The sequence below is a fragment of the Streptomyces sp. PTY087I2 genome, from assembly GCF_001687325.1.
Taxonomy (GTDB): Bacteria; Actinomycetota; Actinomycetes; order Streptomycetales; family Streptomycetaceae; genus Streptomyces.
The window spans coordinates 12,960-35,738 of sequence record NZ_LZRD01000001.1 but is presented as its reverse complement, the minus strand read 5'-3'; the positions used below and the strand labels follow the sequence as shown (position 1 = coordinate 35,738).

Genomic DNA, 22,779 nt, shown 5'->3' with positions numbered 1-22,779 from the left:
TGGTCAGGGAGTCGGGGCCGAGGCGGCCCGCCGCCCCGCCCTCGCGACGGAGATCTGGCGGACGACGCGCGGGCCGAGCACGGAGAGCACGAGCAGTACGCCGGTGACGACGATCTGGGACTGCGCGGAGACGTCCCCGAGGCTCATCACGTTCTGGAGCGCGCCGAGCAGGAACACACCCGCGATCGCGCCGCCGAGCGTGCCCTTGCCGCCGTCGAAGTCGATGCCGCCGAGCAACACGGCGGCCACGACGGACAGTTCGAGGCCGGTCGCGTTGTCGAAGCGGGCGCTGGCGTAGTGCAGCGCCCAGAACACCCCGGTGAGCGAGGCCATCAGACCGGTCACGGTGAACAGGATCAGCTTCTGCCGCTTCACCCGTACGCCCGCGAACCTGGCGGCTTCCTCGTTGGCGCCCGTCGCGAACAGCGAACGCCCGAACGGCGTTGCGTGCAGGGCGAGTACGGCGACGGCGAGCAGCGCCAGGAAAGGGAGAAGGGCGTACGGGACGAACGTGTCGCCGATCCGTCCGGCGGCGAAGTCCAGGTAGGGGGACGGGAAATCGGTGACCGCGTCCGAGCCCAGCACGATCTGTGCGATGCCCCGGTAGGCGGCCAGCGTCCCGATGGTGACGGCGAGCGACGGCAGTCCCAGGCGGGTCACCAGCAGCCCGTTGACCAGCCCGCACACCACGCCGAGCAGCAGACAGACGGGGATGATCGCCTCGATCGGCAGGCCCTGGTTCCACAGCGCGCCCATCACCGCTCCCGAGAGGCCGGCCGTGGACGCCACCGACAGATCGATCTCGCCGGAGACCACCAGCAGCGTCATCGGCAGCGCGATCAGCGCGATGGGCAGGGTGTTGCCGATCAGGAACGACAGGTTGAGGGCGTTGCCGAAACCGTCGACGAAGCCGAAGGACAGCAGCAGCACCACGATCAGGAGAGCGCCGACGACCGTGTCCCAGCGGACGGCGCGCGCGAGTGCGGAGTCAGCCATGGCGGGCGTTCCTCTTCTTCAGGGCGGACGCCACGCGCAGGGCCACGATCCGGTCGACCGCGATGGCGAGGATGAGCAGGATTCCGTTGATCGCGAGCACCCACACGGAGCTGACGCCGAGCGCGGGCAGCACACTGTTCACCGAGGTCAGCAGCAGCGCGCCGAGAGCCGCCCCGTACACCGTGCCGGAGCCCCCGGTGAAGACCACCCCGCCGACCACGACCGCGCTGACGACGGTGAGTTCGTACCCGCTGCCCGTACCGGAGTCGACGTTCCCGAAGCGCGCCAGATACAGCGCTCCCGCGAGCCCGGCCAGCGCCCCGCAGAAGGTGTAGGCGAGCAGGATCCGCCGGCGTACGGGAATCCCGGCCAGCCGCGCCGCCTCCGGGTTGGAGCCCAGGGCGTACAGCTCGCGCCCGCTGCCGAAGTGCTTGAGGTAGTACGCCGTCGACACCAGCACCGCCAGGGCGATCAGCGCGAGCCACGGCACCGCCGAGATCCCGCCGGAGCCGAAGTCCACGAATCCGCCCGGGAGATCGGCCGCCGTGATCTGCCGCGAGCCGACCCAGATCGAGTCGATGCCCCGGATGATGTAGAGCGTTCCGAGCGTCACCACCAGGGCGGGCACCTGGCCGAGGCTCACCAGCAGCCCGTTCAGCAGACCGAAGCCCACGCCGAGCAGTACGGCCAGGACCACGGCCACCACCGGGTGCCCGCCGCCCTGGAGATACGTACCGGCGGCGAAGGCGCTGATGCCGAGGGTCGAGCCCACCGACAGGTCGACGTTGCGGGTGATGACCACCAGTGCCTGGCCGGTGGCGACCAGCACCAGGATCGTGGCGTTGAGCAGCAGGTCCTTGACGCCCTGCTCGGAGAGGAACGCGCTGTTGCCGAGCTGGGTGAGTGCGAGCATCGCCAATAGAAGGACGAAGATGGCGAGTTCACGCATCTTGAAGACACGGTCCACCAGCCGGGTGCTGCTGGAGGCGGGGATCGGCGCGACGGGCGCCGGTTCGGTCGTCGTCGCCGTCATGCGGCGGCCCTCCCGGTGGCTGCGGCCATCACGGTCTCCTCGGTGGCGTCGGAGCGGGGGATCTCGGCGGTCAGTCGGCCCTCGTGCATCACCAGCACCCGGTCGGCCATGCCGAGGATCTCGGGCAGATCGGACGAGATCATCAGCACCGCCACCCCGTCGGCCGCCAGCGCGCTCAGCAGCCGGTGCACCTCCGCCTTCGTGCCGACGTCGATCCCGCGCGTCGGCTCGTCGACGATCAGCACGGAAGGTGTGGTCGCCAGCCACTTGGCCAGCACCACCTTCTGCTGGTTGCCGCCGGACAGGGTGGAGACGGCATCCGCGATGCGGGCGTACTTCACCTGGAGCCGGACCGCCCAGTCGAGCGAGCGGCTGCGCTCCGCACCCCGGTCCATCAGCCCCGCCCGCCGGGTGGCGCGCAGCCCGGTCAGCCCGATGTTCCGCTCGATGGACATGCCCATCACCAGGCCCTGGGCCCGCCGGTCCTCGGGGACCAGGGCGAGCCCGGCGGCCATGGCGGTGGACGGGGCGCCGTTGACGAGCGCCCGCCCCGCCACCTCGACCTCACCGGCGTCCCAGCGGTCCACGCCGAAGACCGCCCGCGCCACCTCCGTACGCCCGGCGCCGACCAGCCCCGCCATACCGACGATCTCGCCGCACCGCACATCGAAGGAGACGTCGGTGAACACGCCCTCGCGGGTGAGCCGCCGGACGCTGAGGGCGACCTCGCCGGCCTCGACGTGCTGCTTCGGATACAGCTCGTCCAGATCCCGGCCGACCATCCGCCGGACCAGGTCCTCCTCCGTCATCCCGGCCAGCGGTTCACCGGCGATCAGCGCCCCGTCCCGCAGGGTCGTGACGCGCTCGCAGATACGGAAGATCTCCTCCAGCCGGTGCGAGATGAACAGCACGGCCGCCCCCTGCTCGCGCAGCGCCCGGACCACGCCGAACAGACGCGCCACCTCGCTGCCGGTCAGCGCGGCCGTCGGCTCGTCCATGATCAGGACACGGGCGTCGAAGGAGAGGGCCTTGGCGATCTCCACGATCTGCTGGTCCGCGATCGACAGGCCGCGCGCCGGACGGTTGGGGTCCAGCTCGACCCCGAGCCGGTGCATCAGGGCGGCCGTGGCGGTCCGGGTGGCCCGGTGGTCGATGCGGCCGAGCGCACGGCGGGGCTGCCGGCCCATGAAGATGTTCTCGGCGATCGACAGATCGGGGAAGAGCGTCGGCTCCTGGTAGATGACGGCGATCCCGGCGTCGCGGGCGTCGGCGGGGCCGTGGAAGGTCACCGGCTCGCCGTCCAGCAGAACCTGGCCGCTGTCGGGCCGGTGCACTCCGGCGAGCGTCTTGATCAGGGTCGACTTGCCCGCGCCGTTCTCCCCGGCGAGCGCGTGGACCTCGCCGGGGAACAGGTCGAGGGACACGCCCCGCAGGGCGCGCACGGCGCCGAAGGACTTGGAGATGTCCCTCAGGGCCAGCACGGGGGCCGGATCCTTGGCGGACCGGTGGGTCATCGGTGGCTCCTCGACGATGCGGAGGGCGTCCTCACGACATCGTGAAAGGTTTCAAATGAGTTGCCGGGACGTTAGGCAGGTACCTCGGGGCGCGTCAATGGGGCTGAACGGAAATTCTCAACTGCCCCGTGCATTCATAAGGTTCTGCGGCGTCAGGTCTGCCGGAAGGGTTGACAGCCCTCAGGGGCGCTCCTACCTTCAACCCACATGAATCGTTTCAGATTCATTCGCGTTCACACCGACGTCACAGGAGCGACGAAGTGACCGAGCACGCCACGGTGAAGGCCGCCCTCACGTCCCAGGCCATCGAGACGCCCTCCTGGGCGTACGGGAATTCGGGGACCCGCTTCAAGGTCTTCGCCCGGCCCGGCGTGCCCCGCACCCCGCAGGAGAAGCTGGACGACGCGGCGAAGGTGCACGAGTTCACCGGAGCCGCACCGACCGTCGCCCTCCATATTCCCTGGGACACGGTCGACGACTACGCGGCGCTCGCCGGGCACGCCCGCGACCGGGGCCTGGCCATCGGGGCGATCAACGCCAACACCTTCCAGGACGACGCCTACCGGCTCGGCAGCGTCTGCCACCCGGAGGCCGCCGTCCGCCGCAAGGCCCTGGACCACTTGCTGGCCTGCGTCGACATCATGGACGCGACGGGGTCCCGGGACCTCAAGCTGTGGTTCGCGGACGGCACGAACTACCCTGGCCAGGACGACATCCACGAGCGGCAGGACCGGCTCGCCGAGGCGCTGGCCGCCGTCTACGAACGGCTCGGCGACGATCAGCGCATGCTCGTGGAGTACAAACTGTTCGAGCCCGCCTTCTACACGACCGACGTCCCGGACTGGGGAACGGCCTACGCCCACTGCCTCAAGCTGGGCCCGAAGGCCCGGGTCGTCGTGGACACGGGGCACCACGCGCCCGGCACCAACATCGAGTTCATCGTCGCGACGCTGCTGCGCGAGGGCCGGCTCGGCGGGTTCGACTTCAACTCCCGCTTCTACGCCGACGACGACCTGATGGTCGGGGCGGCCGACCCGTTTCAGCTCTTCCGCATCATGTACGAGGTCGTCCGCGGCGGAGGGCTCACCGCGGACGTCGCCTTCATGCTCGACCAGTGCCACAACATCGAGGAGAAGATCCCCGCGATCATCCGCTCGGTGATGAACGTCCAGGAGGCCACCGCGAAGGCGCTCCTCGTGGACCGCGCGGCCCTGGCCGACGCCCAGCGCACGGGCGATGTCCTGGAGGCCAACGCCGTGCTGATGGACGCGTACAACGCCGACGTACGCCCGTTGCTCGCCGAGATCCGCGAGGAACAGGGCCTGGACGGCGACCCGATGGCCGCCTACCGGCGCTCCGGCTGGGCGATGAAGACCGCCGAGGAGCGGGTCGGGGGGCAGCAGGCGGGGTGGGGGGCGTAGGCAGTCCCGGGACGCGCACACGTCGGCCCCGCCGCGTCGCCCGCCCGCCGCACCGCCCAAGCCCACCGCGCCCCGCCGGAAGCCGGCCCCGCCGCTCTGGCCGCCCGCCGCACCCGAACCCCTCCCCGCCCCTCCCTCAGCGAAGGACACCGAGGAACCCCATGCCACTCCACCCCGAAGCCGCCGCGCTCCTGGCCCGCTCCCACCGGCTCGGCTCCGACCCCCGTAACACGAACTACGCGGGCGGCAACGCCTCCGCCAAGGGCCTCGCGCCCGACCCGGTCACCGGCGACGACGTCGAGCTGATGTGGGTCAAGGGCTCCGGCGGCGACCTCGGCACCCTCACCGCCGAAGGGCTCGCCGTCCTCCGCCTCGACCGCCTCCGCGCCCTGCGCGGCGTCTACGCGGGTGAGGAGCGCGAGGACGAGATGGTCGCCGCGTTCGACTACTGCCTGCACGGCAAGGGCGGCGCGGCCCCCTCCATCGACACCGCCATGCACGGGCTCGTCGACGCCCCGCACGTCGACCATCTGCACCCGGACTCCGGGATCGCCCTCGCCTGCGCGGCCGACGGCGAGAAGCTGACCGCCGACTGCTTCGGCGACACCGTCGCCTGGGTCCCCTGGCGGCGCCCCGGATTCCAACTCGGCCTGGATATCGCCGCGGTGCAGGCGGCCAACCCCGAAGCCATCGGCTGCGTCCTCGGCGGCCACGGCATCACCGCCTGGGGGGCGACGTCCGAGGAGTGCGAGGCCAACGCGCTCCACATCATCCGCACCGCCGGGACCTTCCTCGCCGAGCACGGCAGGACCGAGCCGTTCGGCCCGGTGATCGAGGGGTACGAGGCGCTGCCCGAGGCCGATCGTCGCGCGCGGGCCGCCGCCCTCGCCCCGTACGTACGCGCCCTCGCCTCCCGGGACCACCCCCAGGTCGGCCACTTCGACGACTCCGACGCCGTGCTGGACTTCCTCGCCCGCGCCGAACACCCGAGGCTCGCCGCCCTCGGCACCTCCTGTCCGGACCACTTCCTGCGGACGAAGGTCAGGCCCCTGGTCCTCGACCTGCCGCCGACCGCCGAACTCGACGCAGCCGTCAGCCGCTTGGGCGAACTGCACACCGCCTACCGGGAGGAGTACGCCGCGTACTACACCCGGCACGCGGAGCCCGGCTCGCCCCCGATGCGAGGCGCGGACCCGGCGATCGTGCTCATCCCCGGGGTGGGGATGTTCAGCTTCGGCAAGGACAAGCAGACCGCCCGTGTGGCGGGGGAGTTCTACCTCAACGCGATCAACGTGATGCGCGGCGCGGAAGCCGTCTCCTCCTACGCCCCGATCGAGGAGTCGGAGAAGTTCCGCATCGAGTACTGGGCCCTGGAGGAGGCCAAACTCCGGCGGATGCCGCGGCCGAAGCCGCTGGCCACCCGGGTCGCCCTGGTGACCGGGGCGGGCAGCGGCATCGGCAGGGCCATCGCCCGCCGCCTCGTCGCGGAGGGCGCCTGTGTGGTCGTCGCCGACCTGGACGCGGTGAACGGGGCCGCCGTCGCCGAGGAACTGGGCGGCCCCGACCGGGCGGTGGCCGTCACCGTCGACGTCACCAGCGAGGAGCAGGTGGCCGACGCCTTCGCGGCGGCGGCACTCGCCTTCGGCGGCGTCGACCTGGTGGTCAACAACGCGGGCATATCCATCTCCAAGCCGCTGGCCGAGACCACGGTCCGGGACTGGGACCTCCAGCACGCCATCATGGCCCGGGGTTCCTTCCTCGTCGCCCGCGAGGCCGCGCGCGTCATGCGGGCCCAGGGCCTCGGCGGCGACCTCGTCTACATCGCTTCGAAGAACGCTGTCTTCGCCGGTCCCAACAATGTCGCGTACTCCGCGGCCAAGGCCGACCAGGCTCACCAAGTGCGGCTGCTGGCAGCAGAGTTGGGCGGCGACGGTATTCGCGTCAACGGGGTCAACCCGGACGGTGTGGTGCGCGGCTCTGGCATCTTCGCCGGAGGGTGGGGTGCGCAGCGCGCCGCGACGTACGGGATCGAGGAGGAGAAGCTCGGCGAGTTCTACGCCCAACGCACTCTGCTCAAGCGGGAAGTGCTGCCCGAACACGTGGCCAACGCCGTGTTCGCCCTCACCGGCGGCGAGTTGACCCACACCACCGGCCTCCACATCCCGGTCGACGCCGGGGTCGCCGCGGCCTTCCTGCGATGAGCGCCGCCCGTACGAAGACGTTCGCGGCCGTCGACCTCGGCGCGTCCAGCGGACGGGTCATGGCCGGCCGCGTCGGCCCGGACACCCTGCACCTCACCGAGGCCCACCGCTTCCCCAACCGTCCCGTGCACCTGCCGGAGGGCCTGCGCTGGGACATCCTCGGCCTGTACGGGGGAGTGCTCGACGGGCTGCGCGCGGCGGGCCCGGTCGACTCCGTCGGCATCGACAGCTGGGCGGTGGACTACGGGCTCCTCGCCGCCGACGGGTCCCTCCTCGGCAACCCCGTCCACTACCGGGACCGGCGCACCGAAGGCGTCCCGGAGCGGGTGTGGGCCACGGTCCCGCCCGACGACCTCTACCGGGCGACCGGAATCCAGTACGCCCCGTTCAACACCCTCTACCAACTCGTGGCCGCGCAGGGGACCCCACAACTCGCCTCGGCCCGCCGTCTGTTGCTGATCCCGGACCTGATCGCGTACTGGCTCACGGGGGAGCAGGGCACCGAGCTGACCAACGCGTCCACCACCCAGCTCATCGACCCGCGCACCGGCGACTGGAACCGCGCCCTGGCCGGCCGTCTCGGCATCGACCTCGCGCTCTTCGCCCCGCTGCGCCGCCCCGGCGACCCGGCGGGCACGCTGCTCCCGGCGGTCCGGGAACGGACCGGGCTGCCCGGACCCGTACCGGTGACGGCCGTCGGCTCGCACGACACCGCCTCCGCCGTCGCCGCCGTCCCGGCCGAACGAAGGGAGCGGTTCGCGTACCTCTGCACGGGAACCTGGTCGCTGGCCGGCCTCGAACTCGACGGGCCCGTCACCACCGGGGCGAGCCGCGCCGCGAACTTCACCAACGAGCTGGGCATCGACGGCACCGTGCGCTTCCTGCGCAACATCATGGGCCTGTGGCTGCTCCAGGAGTGCATGCGCACCTGGGAGTTGACCGACGTCACCCCGCTGCTCGCCGAGGCCGCCCGCCTGCCTGCTCTGCGGTACGTGGTGGACGCCGCCGCCCCCGAGTTCCTGGCGCCAGGAGACATGCCGGGGCGCATCGCGGCCGCCTGCCGAGCCACCGGCGGGCCGGTGCCCCACGGCCCGGGGGAGATGACCCGCTGCGTCCTCGACTCGCTGGCCCTCGCCCACCGGCGGGCGATCCGTGAAGCGCAGCGCCTCGCCGACCGCGAGATCGACGTCGTGCACCTCGTCGGCGGCGGGGCGCGCAACGCCCTGCTCTGCCAACTCACCGCCGACGCCTGCGGGGTGCCCGTGGTCGCGGGCCCCGCCGAAGCCGCCGCGCTCGGCAACATCCTCGTCCAGGCACGGGCCCACGGCCTGCCCGGCGGCCTGGCCTCCACCCGCGAACTCATCGCCCGCACCCAGCCCTTGACCCGCTACGAGCCGTCGGGCGACCCGGCGGCCTGGGAGGTGGCGGCGCGTCGCACCGAGGACGCCCGCCCCTTGCCTGCCTGACCGAACGCCCTATCTGCCCCATTCCCCTTCCCCTCGCCGAATCGGAGCCGAGTGTGATCAGCCGACGACGACTGCTCAGCACGACCGCCACCGCCCTGGGAACCACCCTCATCGCCGGAGCCATTCCCCCCGCACAGGCCGCGGAACGCGGTGCGCAAGGGGCCGGAAAGGGCCTCCGGGTGGGCGGCTCGACCGCCGAGTACGTGAAGAACCCGCTCGGCCTCGGCGCCGCCCGCCCCCGCCTCGGCTGGCCGCTCACCGCCACCGCGCCGGGCCGCACACAGAGCGCCTACCAGGTCCGAGTAGCGCTGAGCGAACGCGCCCTGGAACGGCCCGACGTATGGGACAGCGGCAAGGTCGAGTCGACCGACTCCACGCAAGTCCTCTACTCCGGGCCCGAGTTGCGCTCCCGTACGCGCTACTACTGGACCGTGCGGGTGTGGGACGACGAAGGCCACGTCTCCGCCTGGTCCGAGCCCGCCTGGTGGGAGACCGGCCTCACCGAGGCCTCGGACTGGTCCGCGCGCTGGATCGGCGCCCCGGCCGCCCTCGTCGGCGCGCCCGCCCTGGACGAGGCCTCCTGGATCTGGTTCCCGGAGGGCGACCCGGCGACCAGCGCCCCCGCCGCGACCCGCTGGTTCCGGGGCGCGTTCGACGTACCGGACGGGGTGACGCGGGCCCGCCTCGTGCTCACCGCCGACGACGGGTACGTCGCCCACCTCGACGGTACGGAGGTGGCTCGGGCCGAACCGGACGAGGTTGCCCGGGCCTGGAGCCGCCCCTCGGTCACCGACGTCACCGAACGGCTGGCCCCCGGCCGCCACGTCCTCGCCGTCGCCGCGACCAACGAGGTCACCGGCCCCGCCGGACTGCTCGGGGCCCTGGAGCTGACCACCGCCGACGGCGTACGCACCATCGCCACCGGCGACGGCTGGAAGGCCACCGACGTCGAACCCACGGGCGACTGGCAGGCGTTGGACTACGACGACGGCGCCTGGCCGACCGCCAAGGTCCTCGCCCCCTGGGGCTCCGGCCCCTGGGGCAAGGTCGCCCCCGCGTACGCCCCCGTCGCCCAGCTGCGCCACGAGTTCCGGCTGCGCCGCAAGCCCGTCGAGCGGGCCCGGCTCTACTCCACGGCCCTCGGCCTGTACGAGGCACACCTCAACGGCAAGCGGATCGGGACGGACCGCCTCGCGCCCGGCTGGACGGACTACGCCAAACGCATCCAGTACCAGACGCACGACGTCACCGAGTTGCTCACCTCCGGGGCCAACACCCTCGGCGTGGAGCTGGCGACGGGGTGGTACGCGGGCAACGTCGGGATGTTCGGCCCGCATCAGTACGGCGAACACCCCGCATTCCTCGGTCAGTTGGAGGTGACCTACCGGGACGGCACCACCGAGCGGGTGCTGTCCGGCACCGACTGGCGGGCCGCCACCGGCCCCATCACCCTGGCCGATCTCCTCGCCGGCGAGAACTACGACGCCCGTCTGGAGACCGACGGCTGGCTCCGCACCGGCTTCGACGACTCCGCCTGGGCGAAGGCCGTGCCCGCCGAGGAGGAGGTCACCGGCGAACTGGTCGCCGAGCCCGACGGGCCCTGCCGCGTCATCCAGGAGCTCAAGGCCCAGAAGATCACCGAACCCCGCCCCGGCGTCTTCGTCTTCGACCTCGGCCAGAACATGGTCGGCACCGCCCGCCTGCGCGTCACCGGCCGCGCCGGCACCACCGTACGGCTGCGCCACGCCGAGGTGCTGAACCCCGACGGCACCGTCTACACCACCAACCTCCGCACCGCCGCCGCGACCGACCACTACACCCTCAAGGGCGGCGGCCGCGAGACGTACGAGCCGCGCTTCACCTTCCACGGCTTCCGCTACGTCGAGGTGACCGGCTACCCCGGCAAGCCACCGCTCGACGCGGTCGTCGGGCGGGTGATCCACACCGACGCGCCGCTCACCATGGAGTTCGAGACGAACCTCCCGATGCTCAACCAGCTCCACAGCAACATCACTTGGGGCCTGCGCGGCAACTTCCTCTCCATCCCCACCGACACCCCCGCCCGCGACGAACGCCTCGGCTGGACCGGCGACATCAACGTCTTCGCACCCACCGCCACGTACGCCATGGAGTCCGCGCGCTTCCTGTCCAAGTGGCTGAGCGACCTCCAGGACGACCAGACCGCCGACGGTGCCTTCACCGACGTAGCACCGCACGTCGAGGGCCTCGGCGCGGGCTCGGCCGGCTGGGGCGACGCGGGCGTCACCGTCCCCTGGGCCCTTTACCAGGCGTACGGCGACACCCAGGTGCTGGAGCGGGCCTGGCCCTCGATGCTGAAGTGGCTCGACCACCTCGACGCCCACAGCACCGGACGGCTGCGGCCCGCCACCGGGTACGGCGACTGGCTCAACATCGCCGACGACACACCCAAGGACGTCATCGCCACCGCCTACTACGCGCACAGCGCCGACCTCGTGGCCCGTACCGCCCGGGTCCTGGGCAAGGACCCGGCCCCGTACACCGCACTGTTCACGGAGGTTCGCGAGGCCTTCCGTACCGCCTACGTCACCGACGGCGGCCGGGTGAAGGGCGACACCCAGACCGCCTACGTCCTCGCGCTCTCCATGGACCTGCTGACCGAACAGGAGCGGACCACGGCCGCCGACCGGCTCGTCGCCCTCATCGAGGCGAAGGACTGGCATCTGTCCACGGGCTTCCTCGGCACCCCGCGTCTGCTCCCCGTCCTCACCGACACCGGGCACACGGACGTGGCGTACCGCCTGCTGCTCCAGCGGACCTTCCCCAGCTGGGGCTACCAGATCGACCGCGGGGCCACGACCATGTGGGAGCGCTGGGACTCCATCAAGCCGGACGGAAGCTTCCAGGACGCCGGGATGAACTCCTTCAACCACTACGCGTACGGCTCGGTCGGGGAGTGGATGTACGCCCACATCGCGGGCATCGCCCCCGCCGCGCCCGGCTTCCGCAAGGTCACCGTGCGGCCCCGCCCCGGCGGCGGCATCACCCGCGCCCGGGGCCGCTTCGCCTCGCTCCACGGGCCGGTCACCACCGACTGGAGGACGGAGAAGGGCCGCTTCCAGCTGACCGTGGGCCTGCCCGTGAACACCACCGCCGAGGTGTGGATCCCGGCCGCCCGCGCCGAGGACGTCACCCACCCCGGCGCGCGCTTCCTGCGGATGGACGACGGCTGCGCGGTCTTCGCCGTCAGCTCGGGGAACCACCGCTTCACGGCCTGAGGCGGCGGGGACGAGAGGGACGCCGTACCGGCGGGCTCGGACCCGCCGGGACGGCCCGTCAGCCCTCGCGCCTCGACCGCCAGAGCAGCCAGATGAAGTACGGGGCGCCGATCACGGCCGTGAGGAGGCCGACCGGGATCTGCGCCGGGGCGATGACCGTCCGGCCGACCGTGTCGGACACGACCACCAGCAGCGCCCCGAGCAGCGCGCTGACCGGGAGGACTCGCGCGTGGCGGCGGCCCACCAGGGCGCGTGCCGCGTGCGGGGCGACGAGGCCGACGAACCCGATCACGCCGACCGCCGCCACGGCCCCCGCCGTCAGCAGGACGGCGAGGCTCAGCAGGCCCAGCCGGGTGGCCCCGAGCCGCACGCCGAGCAGGGCGGGCGTCTCGTTGTCCAGGCCGATCAGATCCAGTTCACGGCGCATCACCGCGAGGACGGGCAGCGCGACGACCAGCGCCACCAGCACCGGAATCAGCTCGGGGAACGTCCGCCCGTACGTCGATCCGCCCAGCCAGGCCAGCGCCTTCGTCTCGTTGTACGGGTCGGTGAGCACGATCAGCAGACTCACGAACGCGCCCGCACCCGCCTGGACCCCGATACCGATCAGCACCAGACGGTTCTGCTCCAGACCACGCCGTGCGGCGAGCCCGAACACCAGCGCCGCGGCCGCCGCCGCACCCGCCAGCGCGGAGCCGCCGATCAGCCAGAAGCTCGCCAGCGGTACGACGGTGAGGACGGCGACCGCACCCACCCCCGCCCCGCTGACGACGCCGAGCACACCCGGTTCCGCGAGCGGGTTGCGCGACACCGCCTGGACGACGGCTCCCGCGACCGCCAGCGCCGCACCGGCCAGCAGAGCCGCGGCGACCCGGGGGACCCGCGTGTCCAGGACGTAACTGACGAACTGTCCCGACCGGCCCGCGAGCCAGTTGCCCACATCGCCCAGCAGCAGCGTCGCGTCGCCGAACAGCGTCGCCACCACCACCGCGCCGAGCAGCCCGACCGCCGTCGCCACCAGCGTGACGACGAACGCGCGCCGGCTGCGCAGCCGGGCGAACGCCGTCGAGCCGCTGTCCGTGCCCATGTCACGCGACCGGTACGCCATGACGATCAGGACGAGCGCACCGAAGCAGGTCGTGACGATGCCGGTCGGCACCTCGGCCCCCGCCTGGGCGCCGAACACCGCGCGCAGCAGCACATCCGCGCCGAGCACCACGAGCACGCCCGCGACCGCCGACGCGGGAATGAACGCGCGGTGCCGGACCAGCCCGGGGATCCAGGTGCTGAGCAGCCGGACCACCGCGGGCGCGCACAGGCCGACGAAGCCGACCGGCCCCGCGACCGCCACCGACACCGCCGCCAGCAGCACCGCGAGGATCACGGCGATGGAGCGCGTCAGCCGGGGGTTAACGCCCACGACCGCCGCCCCGTCGTCACCGAGGGCGAGGATGTCGAGGCGCCGGCCCAGCAGCATGAGCCCGGCGAACGCCACGAGCGCGACCGGGGCGAGCCGGTCGATGGACTGCATGCCGATCTGGGCGAGCGAACCGTTGCCCCAGGCGAACAGCCCGGTCGTCTGCTGGGAGCGCAGGAGCAGGAGCATCCCGCTCAGCCCGGACAGCGCGAGGGTGAGCGCGGAACCCGCGAGCACCAGCCGGATGGGTCCGGCCCCGGCCCGGGACAGGCCGAGCACGACGGCCGCCGCGAGGAGTCCGCCGAGGAACGCCGTCGCTCCGGCGGGCAGCGCGGGCAGGGAGATGCCGAACGCGGCGACGGTGACCACCGCGAGGTACGCGCCCGCGTTCACGGCGAGCGTGTCGGGGGACGCCAGCATGTTGCGCGACACCGACTGGAGGGCCGCGCCCGCCGCGCCGAGCGCACAGCCGACCAGGAGCCCGGCGGCGAGCCGGGGCAGCCGGGAGTCCAGGACTACGGCGGCCGTCTGCTCGTGCGCGGTCCGGTCGGACGACGAGCCGGTCGCCAGCTCCCAGAGCGTGTGCAGATCGACGGCGGCGGTGCCCTGGCTCACGTGGGTGAGCGCGAGGGCGGCCAGGGCGAGGAGCCCCGCGAGCGCGATGAGGAGCGTCCGGCCGTGACGGGCCGGTGGGCCGGCCGACGCCGGGGACACGGTCCCGGCCGGACCGGCCGCGCCCGCCACCGTCTTCACGGGGGCGGGCGGGGCGGTTGTGGTGCGGGTGCTCATCGTCAGGCGGTCAGCGCGCCGACGAGGGCGTCGATGTACTCGCGCATCGACGCGGTGCCGCCGAACATCCAGATGCCGTCGGGCAGCCGGTGGACCTCGTCGTTCTTCACGAACGGGAGGGACTTCCACACCGCGTTGTCCTTGAGGCCGCCGGCGAACGGGTCGCCGCCGTCGGAGTCGTTGGCGATGTAGGCGAACCGCGCGTCGCCGATCTTCGTCAGGCCCTCGACGTCGGTCGCGGCCAGGCCGTAGGCCTTGTCGCCCTTCAGCTTCCACGGGTCGACGAGACCGAGTTCCGTGTTCACGTCGGAGAGCAGCGAGCCCTTGACGTACGGGCGCACCGAGACCTGGTTGCCCTCCTGCCAGCCGTCGGCGAAGGCGACCTTCTCGCCGCCGAGCCCGGCGTCCGCCAGCTTCTTCTTGCCGTCCGCGATCGCCTTGCGGAAAGAGTCGATCTCCGACTCGGCCTTGTCCTCGGTGCCGGTGGCCTTGGCGATGAGGTTGACGTTGTCGATCATCTGGTCGATCTGCCGGCTCGCGTCGGCCGAGCGGACCACGGCGACCGGGGCGGCCTTCGACAGCTGCGCGATGGCGGAGTCGGACAGGTCGGTGGTGGCGACGATGAGGTCGGGCTTCAGGCCGGCCACGGTGGCGACGCTGGGCTCGCCCCGGGTGCCTATGTCCTTGACGCCCTTGGTGAGCGGGGCGGCCGTGTCGTAGGCGGTGTAGCCCTTGACGTCGGCGACGCCGACCGGCTGCACGCCGAGGGTCACCAGGGTCTCGATGACGTTCCACTCGGTGCCGACGACACGCTTGGCCGGCCCGTCGAGCGTGATCTTCTTGCCGCGGGAGTCGGTGACCGTCACCGCGCTGTCCCCGGCGGACTCCTTCTTCGGCGCCTCGCTGGTGCCGCACGCCGTGAGGGCGAGCGCGGCCGCGGCGGCGAGGACGGGCCACGTCAGGTGCTGGTTCTTCATGAGGGTGTTCAGGGCCTTTCGGTACGAAGGTGGTGGCGGCCGACCGCGCGGGTGCGCGGGATGCCGGTGGGGGAGTCGAGTTCGACGTCGATGCGGATGCCGTAGGCGTCGGTGAGCCGCTCGGGGGCGTACACCTCGGCGGGCGTTCCCGCGGCGACGATCCGCCCGGACGAGAGAAGGACGACCTGGTCGGCCACGGCGGCGGCCTGGTCCAGGTCGTGGAGCACGACCCCGACGGTGACGCCGTGGGTGTCGGCGAGATCGCGGACGAGGTCGAGGATCTCCACCTGGTAGCGCAGGTCGAGATAGGTGGTCGGCTCGTCGAGCAGGAGTACGTCGGTGTCCTGGGCCAGGCAGCAGGCGAACCAGACGCGCTGCAACTGCCCGCCGGACAGGCTCTCCACCCCGCGGTCGGCGAATTCGGTGAGGTTCGTGACGGTCAGCGCGTGCTCGACCATCCGGGCGCCGTCCGGGTCGGTTCCCCGGATCCGGCCCCGGTAGGGGTGCCGGCCGAATCCGACCACGTCGCGCACGCTGAGCCCGGCCGGTGCGTTGCGGCTCTGCGCGAGCAGGGTGACGCGGCGGGCGAAGTCGGAGCGCGACAGGGCGAGGGCGTCGACGGGGACGCCGCCCTCCGCCCCGGCCGCCACGGTCACGCTGCCGGTACGGGCCTTGTGCAGCCGGGCCACGGCCCGCAACAGGGTGGACTTCCCACTGCCGTTCGGCCCGATGAGCGCGGTGACACGGCCGCGCGGCAGCCGGAGGTCGGCGCCGTGCACGACGTCGGTGCCGTCGTACGCGATCGTCATGTCGCGGGCGTCGAGGCCCGCGTCGTCGGCGGGCGGCGCGGTGGCACCGGCAGCGGGCGCGGAGGCCCGGTGCGGCGGTGGGTCTTCTCGGTCGAGGGCAGGAGCGATCACGAGCGTGAGGTTAGCCTAACCTAAATTCTCCTGGTCAAGAGGGATTCGGAATCGTGTCCTCCGCGTGACCCCGGGCAGCTCGCTGACGGGTCGTCCGGAGGGGTGTCCGGGTGTGCAGAGGCCGTTCGAGGCCTCGGGTGGCGGTACTTTCCGGCCGAAGCGGCGAATTGGCGCATCAAGTCGCTGTGGCGTATCCGCAGGTCAGACGGTTGTTTCGGATTGAACCGCCGAAGTCTGTCCATATGTTGGACGCTTCGCGCGGGGCCTCTGAGCTGCCCGAATGACCATTCGGTCGGTTCGAACATTCGTCTGCGGCTGGAAGCTGGCCGTCGATGTGCGCCTACTTTCCGCATGCGTAAGACTCCTGACCGCAATCAGGCACCCGAGCAAGGAGTTTTCACCAATGCGACGCAACCCTCACGCCATCTTCGCAACCATCACGGCGAGCGCCCTGCTGCTCGGTGGTTTCGCGACCGCCACCGCGCAGGCCGCACCGGCGAAGGCGGAGAGCCTCTACGCGCCCTCGGCGCTCGTCCTCACCGTCGCCCGCGGCGAGGACCCGATGACCGCCACGGTCGAGCGGGCCGTGACGCTCTCCTGCGCCCCCAGCGCCGAGGGAACCCACCCCGACCCCACCACGGCCTGCAAGGAACTGGCCGCGGTACAGGGCCAGTTCGCCGAACTCGCCGCCGGCCCGTCGAACCGGACCTGTACCCGCCAGTGGGACCCGGTCGTGGTGACCGCCCACGGTGTCTGGCAGGGCAAGCCGGTCCGGTTCAGCACCACGTACGGCAACGCCTGCGAGATGGCGGGCAGCATGAACGACAACGCCGTCTTCGCCTTCTGATCCACCGGGGCGTGCCGACGCCGGGCCGACGGAGCACCACACCGTCCCGCCCGACCGCGTCCGGCCACCCGCCCCGCCCGGCGTGCCCCGCACACGCCCCCGTCCACGACGACCGGGAGCCCGCGGTCGCCCCAGCCGTCTCCGCCGCGGCCGGCAGCGATCCGCCCCGGTCGGTTGGGCACGAACCCCTCGGCCCGCTCACTGTCCCGAAGGCTCCTCCTTCGTCACCCGGGTTCCCGGATGGCGCAGCGAGACCAGGAACGCGATCCCCAGGGCGATGGCCATCCCGTAGAACACCCACTGGTTCGCCTCGGCGAAGTCCATCCGGATCGCCGCCATCGAATCCCGTACGGTCTCCGCCACCGGCCCCGAACCGGACGGCCCCCGGGAGTCCGCGTGACCGGTCACCGACTGCGCGACGGACTCGGCGATCTCGTGCGACTCACCGCTCGGTACGCCCTTGTCCCGCAGGGTCTCCTCCACCTTGGTGATCGTCGTACGGGTCAACAGGGTGCCGTAGACGGCCAGTCCGGTGCTGGCCGCGAAGTTCCGCACGGTCTGGGTGATGCCGGTGACCTCGCCGTAACTGGCGTCGATCGCCCGGTTCACCGCGTCCGTCGAGGCCGGCGCCAGCAGCAGCCCGATACCCGCGCCCGCCATGGCCGCGTACAGCCACTGGTCGTGCATCGAGAGCGTCGTCAACTGCCCCGCCCACAGGGCGAACCCGACCGCGCCGAGCGCCGTGCCGAGCTTCATCGCGGGGCGGGCGCCGCGCTTGTCGAGGATCCGGCCGCCCCACTGGGAGGCCAGCCCGAAGCCGATGAAGAAGTACAGGAGATACAGCGCGGCCTGGTTCGGCGACGCGCTCAGCGAGACCTGCGCGTACACGGAGGCGAAGAAGAACACCGGGACGAACGCCAGCATGGCGAAGAACAGCACGGCGTTGTCGACGCTGAACGCCGGATCGCGGAAGACCCGCAGTTTGATCAGCGGGTAGCGGGTGCGCAGCTCGAACCGGCAGAAGACCGCCAGCACCACCAGACCGCCCGCGATACAGGCCCAGGTGGCGACGGAGTCCCAGCCCCAGGTGGACGACTGTTGCAGCCCCAGCACCGTCAGTCCCATACCGACGGCCACCAGCGCCGCCCCGGGCAGGTCCAGCGGCTCACGGCGGGCCCGGTCCGGGATGCGGGCCAGCAGCGCCAGGACGATCGCGACGACGGCTACGGGGACGTTGACCCAGAAGATCGCCCGCCAGGTCCACGCGGTGAGCCAGCCGCCGAGCAGCGGCCCGACCGCGGTGAGCGCCCCGGAGATACCGAAGAAGAGCGCCAGCGCCCGCCCGCGCCGCTCCACCGGGAACACGGCGATGACGACGGCGAGCGCGGCGGGGAACATCAGGGCCGCGCCGATGCCCTGGACGGCCCGGAACCCGATCAGCCAGGCCTGCGCGACATCGCCGGACGGCACCGCGCCGCACAGGGCGGAGGCGATGACGAAGACGAGCGTGCCGATCAGCATCACGCGGCGGTGCCCGAAGATGTCGGACAACCGCCCGCCCAGGGCGAAGAAGGCGGCCAGCGTGAGCAGATAGGCGTTGACGACCCACTGCATCTGCGAGGAGGTGAGCCCGAGTTCGTCGATGATGTCCGGCGCGGCGATCGCGACGATCGTCTGGTCGATGAACGTCATCGACACCGCGAACAGCATCGCGGCGAGAGCGAGGCCCTGGTTCGGCGGGCCGCCCCGTCGGTCCGCTGTTCCCGGATCCGCTGACCTCGGACCGGGGGCGCCCTTCTCCGGGATGTCTCTGCCCATGCGTCCATGGTGCTCGGACTGCCGTCGTGCTGCATCCCGAGCCGCGGACGCGGCCCCCGCCGCAGGCCGGGGGCGTCGCGCGCTACTTGCCCGGCGCGGCTCCGGAGTAGGGCAGCAGGGCCATCTCGCGGGCGTTCTTGATGGCCGCGGCCATCTGGCGCTGCTGCTGGGCGCTGATCCGGGTGACGCGTCGGCTGCGGATCTTCCCCCGGTCGGAGATGAACCGCCGCAGCAGATCGGTGTCCTTGTAGTCGATGTACGTGATCCCTGCGGCGTCCAGGGGGTTCGGCCGGCTCTTGAGCGGCTTGCGGGGGTCGTGCTGACGTGCCATGAGGCTTCCTCGTGCTCGGTGGGCTGGATGTGCGGTCGGTGGATACGGGTCAGGGGCTGCGGAGTTGAGGGGGTACGGGGGTGGGCCGGCCGGTCTCAGTGCACCGGGTCGAGGAGCGCGTCGAACGCGGCGGGCAGGCTCTTCCACGCCTCCCGGCCCGACCCGTACTCCTCGTCCGTGAGGAGGCAGGAGTCCAGCAGACCGGTCAGCCCCTCGCGGTCGAGGCCGGGGGAGACGAAGACCAGGTGCTGGCAGCAGTCGCCGTGCTCGGGGTGCCAGTCCAGCGCGGCGGCCGCCTGCCGGTAGGGCGGCACCATGGACCAGGCCGCGTCCGGGAGCGAGGCGAGCCAGGGCCCGGTGTTCTCCACACAGAGCGCGCCGCCCGCCGCGTCCCAGGAGAGCAGGGTGTCGGGCCGGTCCGCGAGCCAGAACCGGCCCCGGCTGCGGGCCGCCGCGCAGCTCAGGTCCTCCAGCGCGTCGAGCAGGCGCTCGGGGTGGAAGGGCCGGTGCCGCCGCCAGACGAGCGTGCCCACCCCGGCCTCCTCCGCCTCCTGCGGCAGCAGCGCGCAGGCCGGATGCTGGCCCGCTGCCGCCGCCTCCACGTCGAACCCGGCGAACGCCAGCCGGGCCAACTCCACCGATCCAGCCGCTGCCTGACGTGCCGTCGGGTTCAACTGCCGGATCAGGGCGCGGTCCTCGTCGTCGGCCGCGGGGTTCGGCGCCACGGCCAGGACGGGGGCGTACTCCACCTGCCGGGCCCAGGTGTCGCCGATGGTCCGCCGGTCGGCCGGCGCCGCCGCGAGACCGGCCTCGGCCAGATCGTCGCCGTTGGAGAGGCAGGGCAGGACGAGCGTCGGGTCGATCGCCGTGAACACATTCGTGACCTCGGCGGCGTCGGTGTGCGCGGCGATCACCTCGGCCATGGACTTCGGCTCGACGGAGTCCCAGAGCTCCAGGACGGCGAGCCGGGTCACCCCGTCCCCCGCGAGCCGTTCGAGCTCCGGGACGAGGTCCTCACGCAGCGCGCAGCAGGCGCAGTCGTTCACCAGGGGCGCTTCGCCGGAGGCCAGCTCGCCACCGGCGTCCCGCAGGGAGCGGCGGACCGTCCCGCCGGTGGCCGTCGACAGGTCGTGGTGCAGCGCGACGCTCTGCGGTACGTGCCGCAGCAGCCCCTCCACGACCTCGCCGCGCGCCTCGGAGTGCAGGCCGCAGACGATGACGACGGGCAGTTTCGTGGTGCCCCCGCTCACCGGGCCTCACCGCGTCCGTAGCGGCGCTCGAAGCGCTCGACGCGTCCGGCGGTGTCCAGCACGCGGGCGGTGCCGGTGTAGAAGGGGTGGCTCGCGGAGGAGATCTCCACGTCGACCACCGGGTAGGTGTTGCCGTCCTCCCAGGTGACGGTGCGGTCGCTGGTCATGGTCGAGCGGGTCAGGAACGCGAAGTCGGCGGCCTTGTCGCGGAAGACGACGGGGCCGTAGGCGGGGTGGATTCCGGGCTTCATGACGGTGTCCTCGGGTGGGGCTTCAGGGGTGTGCGGGATGTGCGGTGTGCCGGGCGGGACTCAGCGGTCCTCGCGGAAGTCGACATGGCGGCGGGCCACCGGGTCGTACTTGCGCAGCACCATCCGGTCGGGGTCGTTCCGCCGGTTCTTACGGGTGACGTAGGTGTAGCCGGTCCCCGCGGTGGAGCGGAGCTTGATGACCGGGCGTACTTCGTTGCGAGCCATGGGCGCTACTATATGGCAATGGTTTCCATTTTCAATAATGGATGCGTCGAAGGAGAGGCAGGTAACTTTCATGTCCGCCCACTGCCAACTGACCGGCTCGAAGCCGGGATTCGGCAACAAGATCTCCCACTCGCACCACCGGACGTCCCGCCGGTTCGACCCGAATGTCCAGCGCAAGCGGTACTGGCTGCCCGGTGAGGGGCGCTATGTGCGCCTCACGCTGAGCGCCCGGGCGATCAGGACCGTCGACAGCATCGGCATCGAAGCCGCGGTGGCGCGCATCCGCGCGCGAGGGGAGAAGGTCTGATGGCGAAGAAGAGCAAGATCGCGCGGAACGACAGCCGCCGGGCGACCGTCGAGCGTTACGCGGCCCGCAGGGCCGAGCTGAAGGAGATCATCCGCCGGCCGGGCACCCCGGAGCCTGAGCGTCTCGCCGCCGTGGAGGAGCTGCGGCGTCAGCCGCGTGACGCCAGTGCCACCCGGGTCCGTAACCGGGACAGCGTCGACGGCAGGCCGAGGGGGTATCTGCGCACGTTCGGCCTCTCCCGGGTCCGGATGCGTGAGCAGGCCCACGCGGGATTCCTGCCCGGAGTGACCAAGTCCTCCTGGTGACACGGGGCTGAACGGAGCAGGTGGCGCGGCGAGGGCTCGTCGCGCCACCACCCGTGGCGCCGGTTCAGCGGCGCGGCGGATCTTGCCACGCCCCCCGTGACGTGCCGGTCTCAGCGGCCGACCGGATCGGCGTGAGCCCCGTCCCCGGGCGTCACGAGGGCGAGATGCCCCCCGTCGTCCAGGGGCGTCGGGACGGTCAGGGTCGACAGCAGGGCCGTCTTGTCCGCGTCGAAGACGTGGACCTCGCCGTGGCCGCCCCGGCTGACCGCGACCAGGCCCCCGCCGGGAGAGGCGGCGACGGCCCGCCGCTGTACGCCGTCCCAGGGGGTCCCGCCGCGCCGGGGCGCACCGGACATGGCGGGCAGGGGCAGCCGCGCGCCGATCTCCGGGCGGGCCCCGGCGGCCGGGGGAGCGGTGAGCAGGATCAGCTCGTCGCCGTCCGGATGGACGCGGGTGAACGCGATGTGCCGGGCGGTCACCGCGAGCCGGAAGACCAGCCCGGGCCCCAGATCGAGCCGCCCCGTCCCGCCGGTGTCCAGGTGATGCCACCAGACGTCGTTGGACCAGTCCGGCCACTGCCCGGGGTCGCCCGGACCACCGCGCACGCACGACCAGAGCATCCGCCGTACGGGATCGAGCCGCAAGTAGTAGCCGCGCCCGCCGGAACGCCCGTCGGCGGACCAGGGCAGGGGCGCCTCGGGAATCAGGTCGTCCCCCTCCCGCCGTGCGCGATGCACGCCCGAGCCCGCTGCGGCGAACAGCCGCCCGGTGAGCGGGTCGTGGGCGTCCCCGTGCCCGTCGTCGTCCGGCAGGGCGATCCGCCGCACCGGGACCGCCGGCGGGCAGGATGGGGCCGACCGCATCAGCTCGTCGTGCCGGTGGACCAGCAGCTCGCCCGGCTCCCGGTGGCGCACCACCACGAGCGGGGACGCCCCGCCGAGGACCGTGACCCCCGGTTCGCCGGTCCGCCCCCGTACGCGTACGGCGACGGCGCCGTCCGGGGCGTCGAGGTCGACGGCCGTCAGCAGTCCGGTCCACGCCTCCTCGTTGCGGCCGAGGCCGGTGGTCACCGCGAGGCGCCGCCCGTCCGGGTCCGCCGCCAGATGCTCGGCGGGGACCGCGACCGGTATCCGCCGCCGGACCAGCGGCCGCCCGGCGCCCGGCCCGTACGGATCGAGGACGAGCAGCTCGCCCGCCCGGTCGTCCACACAGGCGACGAGCCCGTCCGGCAGCGCGAGAAAGCCCGCGTGCTCGGCGAGGTGCCGGTGGTTCAGCTCCGCCCGCTCCGTGCCGTCCGGGAGGTCCAGCAGGCTGACCCGCCCCGCGACCTGGTCGGAGACCAGCAGGCGCGGCGGCGCGTGGGGATCGGGGGGCGAGGCGTGCGACATGACGAACTCCTGGGGTCGGCGGGGCCGGTGAGGGTGGGCGGGAGCGATGGGGCGTGCCGGATCCCG

19 protein-coding genes are annotated in these 22,779 nt (G+C 72.4%); 7 read left to right on the top strand and 12 right to left on the bottom strand.

Features of this window, described 5'->3' with window-relative positions; genetic code table 11:
* Positions 1 to 3: 3 nt before the first annotated feature.
* From A3Q37_RS00145 to A3Q37_RS00135, 3 genes are read right to left on the bottom strand one after another with little or no spacing between them, the layout of a single operon-like run.
* Positions 4 to 996: an ABC transporter permease gene (locus tag A3Q37_RS00145; protein ID WP_065475640.1), complete on the bottom strand. Its 993-nt coding sequence runs from the start codon at positions 994 to 996 to the stop codon at positions 4 to 6.
* The gene (locus A3Q37_RS00140; protein ID WP_065475637.1) at positions 989 to 2,029 is read right to left on the bottom strand and encodes an ABC transporter permease; all 1,041 of its coding nucleotides are present in this window, start codon (positions 2,027 to 2,029) and stop codon (positions 989 to 991) included. The genes A3Q37_RS00145 and A3Q37_RS00140 overlap by 8 nt, the downstream gene beginning before the upstream one ends.
* On the bottom strand, positions 2,026 to 3,543 hold the full coding sequence (locus tag A3Q37_RS00135) for a sugar ABC transporter ATP-binding protein (RefSeq protein ID WP_065475632.1): 1,518 nt from the start codon (positions 3,541 to 3,543) through the stop codon (positions 2,026 to 2,028). Before A3Q37_RS00135 ends, A3Q37_RS00140 begins: the two co-directional genes overlap by 4 nt.
* Before the next feature lie 260 nt (positions 3,544 to 3,803).
* On the opposite strand from A3Q37_RS00135, the gene rhaI reads away from it, so the two are divergent.
* The 4 genes from rhaI to A3Q37_RS00115 all read left to right on the top strand — a co-directional run bounded on the left by rhaI (position 3,804) and on the right by A3Q37_RS00115 (position 11,888).
* Positions 3,804 to 4,964, top strand: a complete 1,161-nt coding sequence (gene rhaI, locus A3Q37_RS00130; protein WP_065475627.1) for an L-rhamnose isomerase — start codon at positions 3,804 to 3,806, stop codon at positions 4,962 to 4,964.
* 161 nt (positions 4,965 to 5,125) lie between these two features.
* A complete protein-coding gene (locus A3Q37_RS00125; protein ID WP_065475623.1) occupies positions 5,126 to 7,165 on the top strand; it encodes a bifunctional rhamnulose-1-phosphate aldolase/short-chain dehydrogenase in 2,040 nt (679 codons plus the stop codon).
* The gene (locus tag A3Q37_RS00120) at positions 7,162 to 8,631 is read left to right on the top strand and encodes a rhamnulokinase family protein (RefSeq protein ID WP_065475620.1); all 1,470 of its coding nucleotides are present in this window, start codon (positions 7,162 to 7,164) and stop codon (positions 8,629 to 8,631) included. The genes A3Q37_RS00125 and A3Q37_RS00120 overlap by 4 nt, the downstream gene beginning before the upstream one ends.
* A 53-nt stretch (positions 8,632 to 8,684) precedes the next feature.
* The gene (locus A3Q37_RS00115; RefSeq protein WP_065475617.1) at positions 8,685 to 11,888 is read left to right on the top strand and encodes an alpha-L-rhamnosidase; all 3,204 of its coding nucleotides are present in this window, start codon (positions 8,685 to 8,687) and stop codon (positions 11,886 to 11,888) included.
* 58 nt (positions 11,889 to 11,946) lie between these two features.
* Here the strand turns inward: A3Q37_RS00115 and A3Q37_RS00110 are convergent, their stop codons facing one another.
* Genes A3Q37_RS00110 through A3Q37_RS00100 form a run of 3 tightly spaced genes read right to left on the bottom strand, consistent with a single transcriptional unit; the run spans position 11,947 to position 15,991 of the window.
* Positions 11,947 to 14,094, bottom strand: coding sequence for an iron ABC transporter permease (locus A3Q37_RS00110; protein WP_065475612.1), 2,148 nt, complete (start codon positions 14,092 to 14,094; stop codon positions 11,947 to 11,949).
* A 2-nt stretch (positions 14,095 to 14,096) separates the two neighbouring features.
* The gene (locus A3Q37_RS00105; RefSeq protein WP_065475605.1) at positions 14,097 to 15,071 is read right to left on the bottom strand and encodes an iron-siderophore ABC transporter substrate-binding protein; all 975 of its coding nucleotides are present in this window, start codon (positions 15,069 to 15,071) and stop codon (positions 14,097 to 14,099) included.
* An 8-nt stretch (positions 15,072 to 15,079) separates the two neighbouring features.
* The gene (locus A3Q37_RS00100; RefSeq protein ID WP_176711310.1) at positions 15,080 to 15,991 is read right to left on the bottom strand and encodes an ABC transporter ATP-binding protein; all 912 of its coding nucleotides are present in this window, start codon (positions 15,989 to 15,991) and stop codon (positions 15,080 to 15,082) included.
* Positions 15,992 to 16,394: 403 nt separating this feature from the next.
* Between A3Q37_RS00100 and A3Q37_RS00095 the strand changes: the two genes are divergently transcribed.
* Positions 16,395 to 16,838, top strand: coding sequence for a subtilase-type protease inhibitor (locus tag A3Q37_RS00095; protein WP_065475599.1), 444 nt, complete (start codon positions 16,395 to 16,397; stop codon positions 16,836 to 16,838).
* Positions 16,839 to 17,036: 198 nt separating this feature from the next.
* Here A3Q37_RS00095 and A3Q37_RS00090 read toward each other — a convergent pair whose 3' ends face one another.
* The 5 genes from A3Q37_RS00090 to rpmG all read right to left on the bottom strand — a co-directional run bounded on the left by A3Q37_RS00090 (position 17,037) and on the right by rpmG (position 20,713).
* A complete protein-coding gene (locus A3Q37_RS00090; RefSeq protein WP_065475596.1) occupies positions 17,037 to 18,656 on the bottom strand; it encodes an MFS transporter in 1,620 nt (539 codons plus the stop codon).
* Between the two features lie 82 nt (positions 18,657 to 18,738).
* Positions 18,739 to 18,987 carry a 30S ribosomal protein S18 gene (gene rpsR, locus A3Q37_RS00085; RefSeq protein ID WP_065475590.1) on the bottom strand — a complete coding sequence of 83 codons (249 nt, stop codon included), beginning with the start codon at positions 18,985 to 18,987 and terminating at the stop codon, positions 18,739 to 18,741.
* Between the two features lie 95 nt (positions 18,988 to 19,082).
* Positions 19,083 to 20,237: a GTP-binding protein gene (locus A3Q37_RS00080; RefSeq protein WP_065475584.1), complete on the bottom strand. Its 1,155-nt coding sequence runs from the start codon at positions 20,235 to 20,237 to the stop codon at positions 19,083 to 19,085.
* A complete protein-coding gene (locus tag A3Q37_RS00075) occupies positions 20,234 to 20,488 on the bottom strand; it encodes a type B 50S ribosomal protein L31 (RefSeq protein WP_030584208.1) in 255 nt (84 codons plus the stop codon). The genes A3Q37_RS00080 and A3Q37_RS00075 overlap by 4 nt, the downstream gene beginning before the upstream one ends.
* A gap of 60 nt (positions 20,489 to 20,548) precedes the next feature.
* The gene (gene rpmG / locus A3Q37_RS00070) at positions 20,549 to 20,713 is read right to left on the bottom strand and encodes a 50S ribosomal protein L33 (RefSeq protein WP_006129270.1); all 165 of its coding nucleotides are present in this window, start codon (positions 20,711 to 20,713) and stop codon (positions 20,549 to 20,551) included.
* A 70-nt stretch (positions 20,714 to 20,783) separates the two neighbouring features.
* Here rpmG and rpmB point away from each other — a divergent pair, with 70 nt between their 5' ends.
* The gene (gene rpmB, locus A3Q37_RS00065; RefSeq protein WP_032765457.1) at positions 20,784 to 21,020 is read left to right on the top strand and encodes a 50S ribosomal protein L28; all 237 of its coding nucleotides are present in this window, start codon (positions 20,784 to 20,786) and stop codon (positions 21,018 to 21,020) included.
* Positions 21,020 to 21,325, top strand: a complete 306-nt coding sequence (rpsN, locus tag A3Q37_RS00060; RefSeq protein WP_065475576.1) for a 30S ribosomal protein S14 — start codon at positions 21,020 to 21,022, stop codon at positions 21,323 to 21,325. The genes rpmB and rpsN overlap by 1 nt, the downstream gene beginning before the upstream one ends.
* A 110-nt stretch (positions 21,326 to 21,435) precedes the next feature.
* Here the strand turns inward: rpsN and A3Q37_RS00055 are convergent, their stop codons facing one another.
* Positions 21,436 to 22,713 carry a hypothetical protein gene (locus A3Q37_RS00055; RefSeq protein ID WP_065475571.1) on the bottom strand — a complete coding sequence of 426 codons (1,278 nt, stop codon included), beginning with the start codon at positions 22,711 to 22,713 and terminating at the stop codon, positions 21,436 to 21,438.
* Between the last annotated feature and the right edge of the window lie 66 nt (positions 22,714 to 22,779).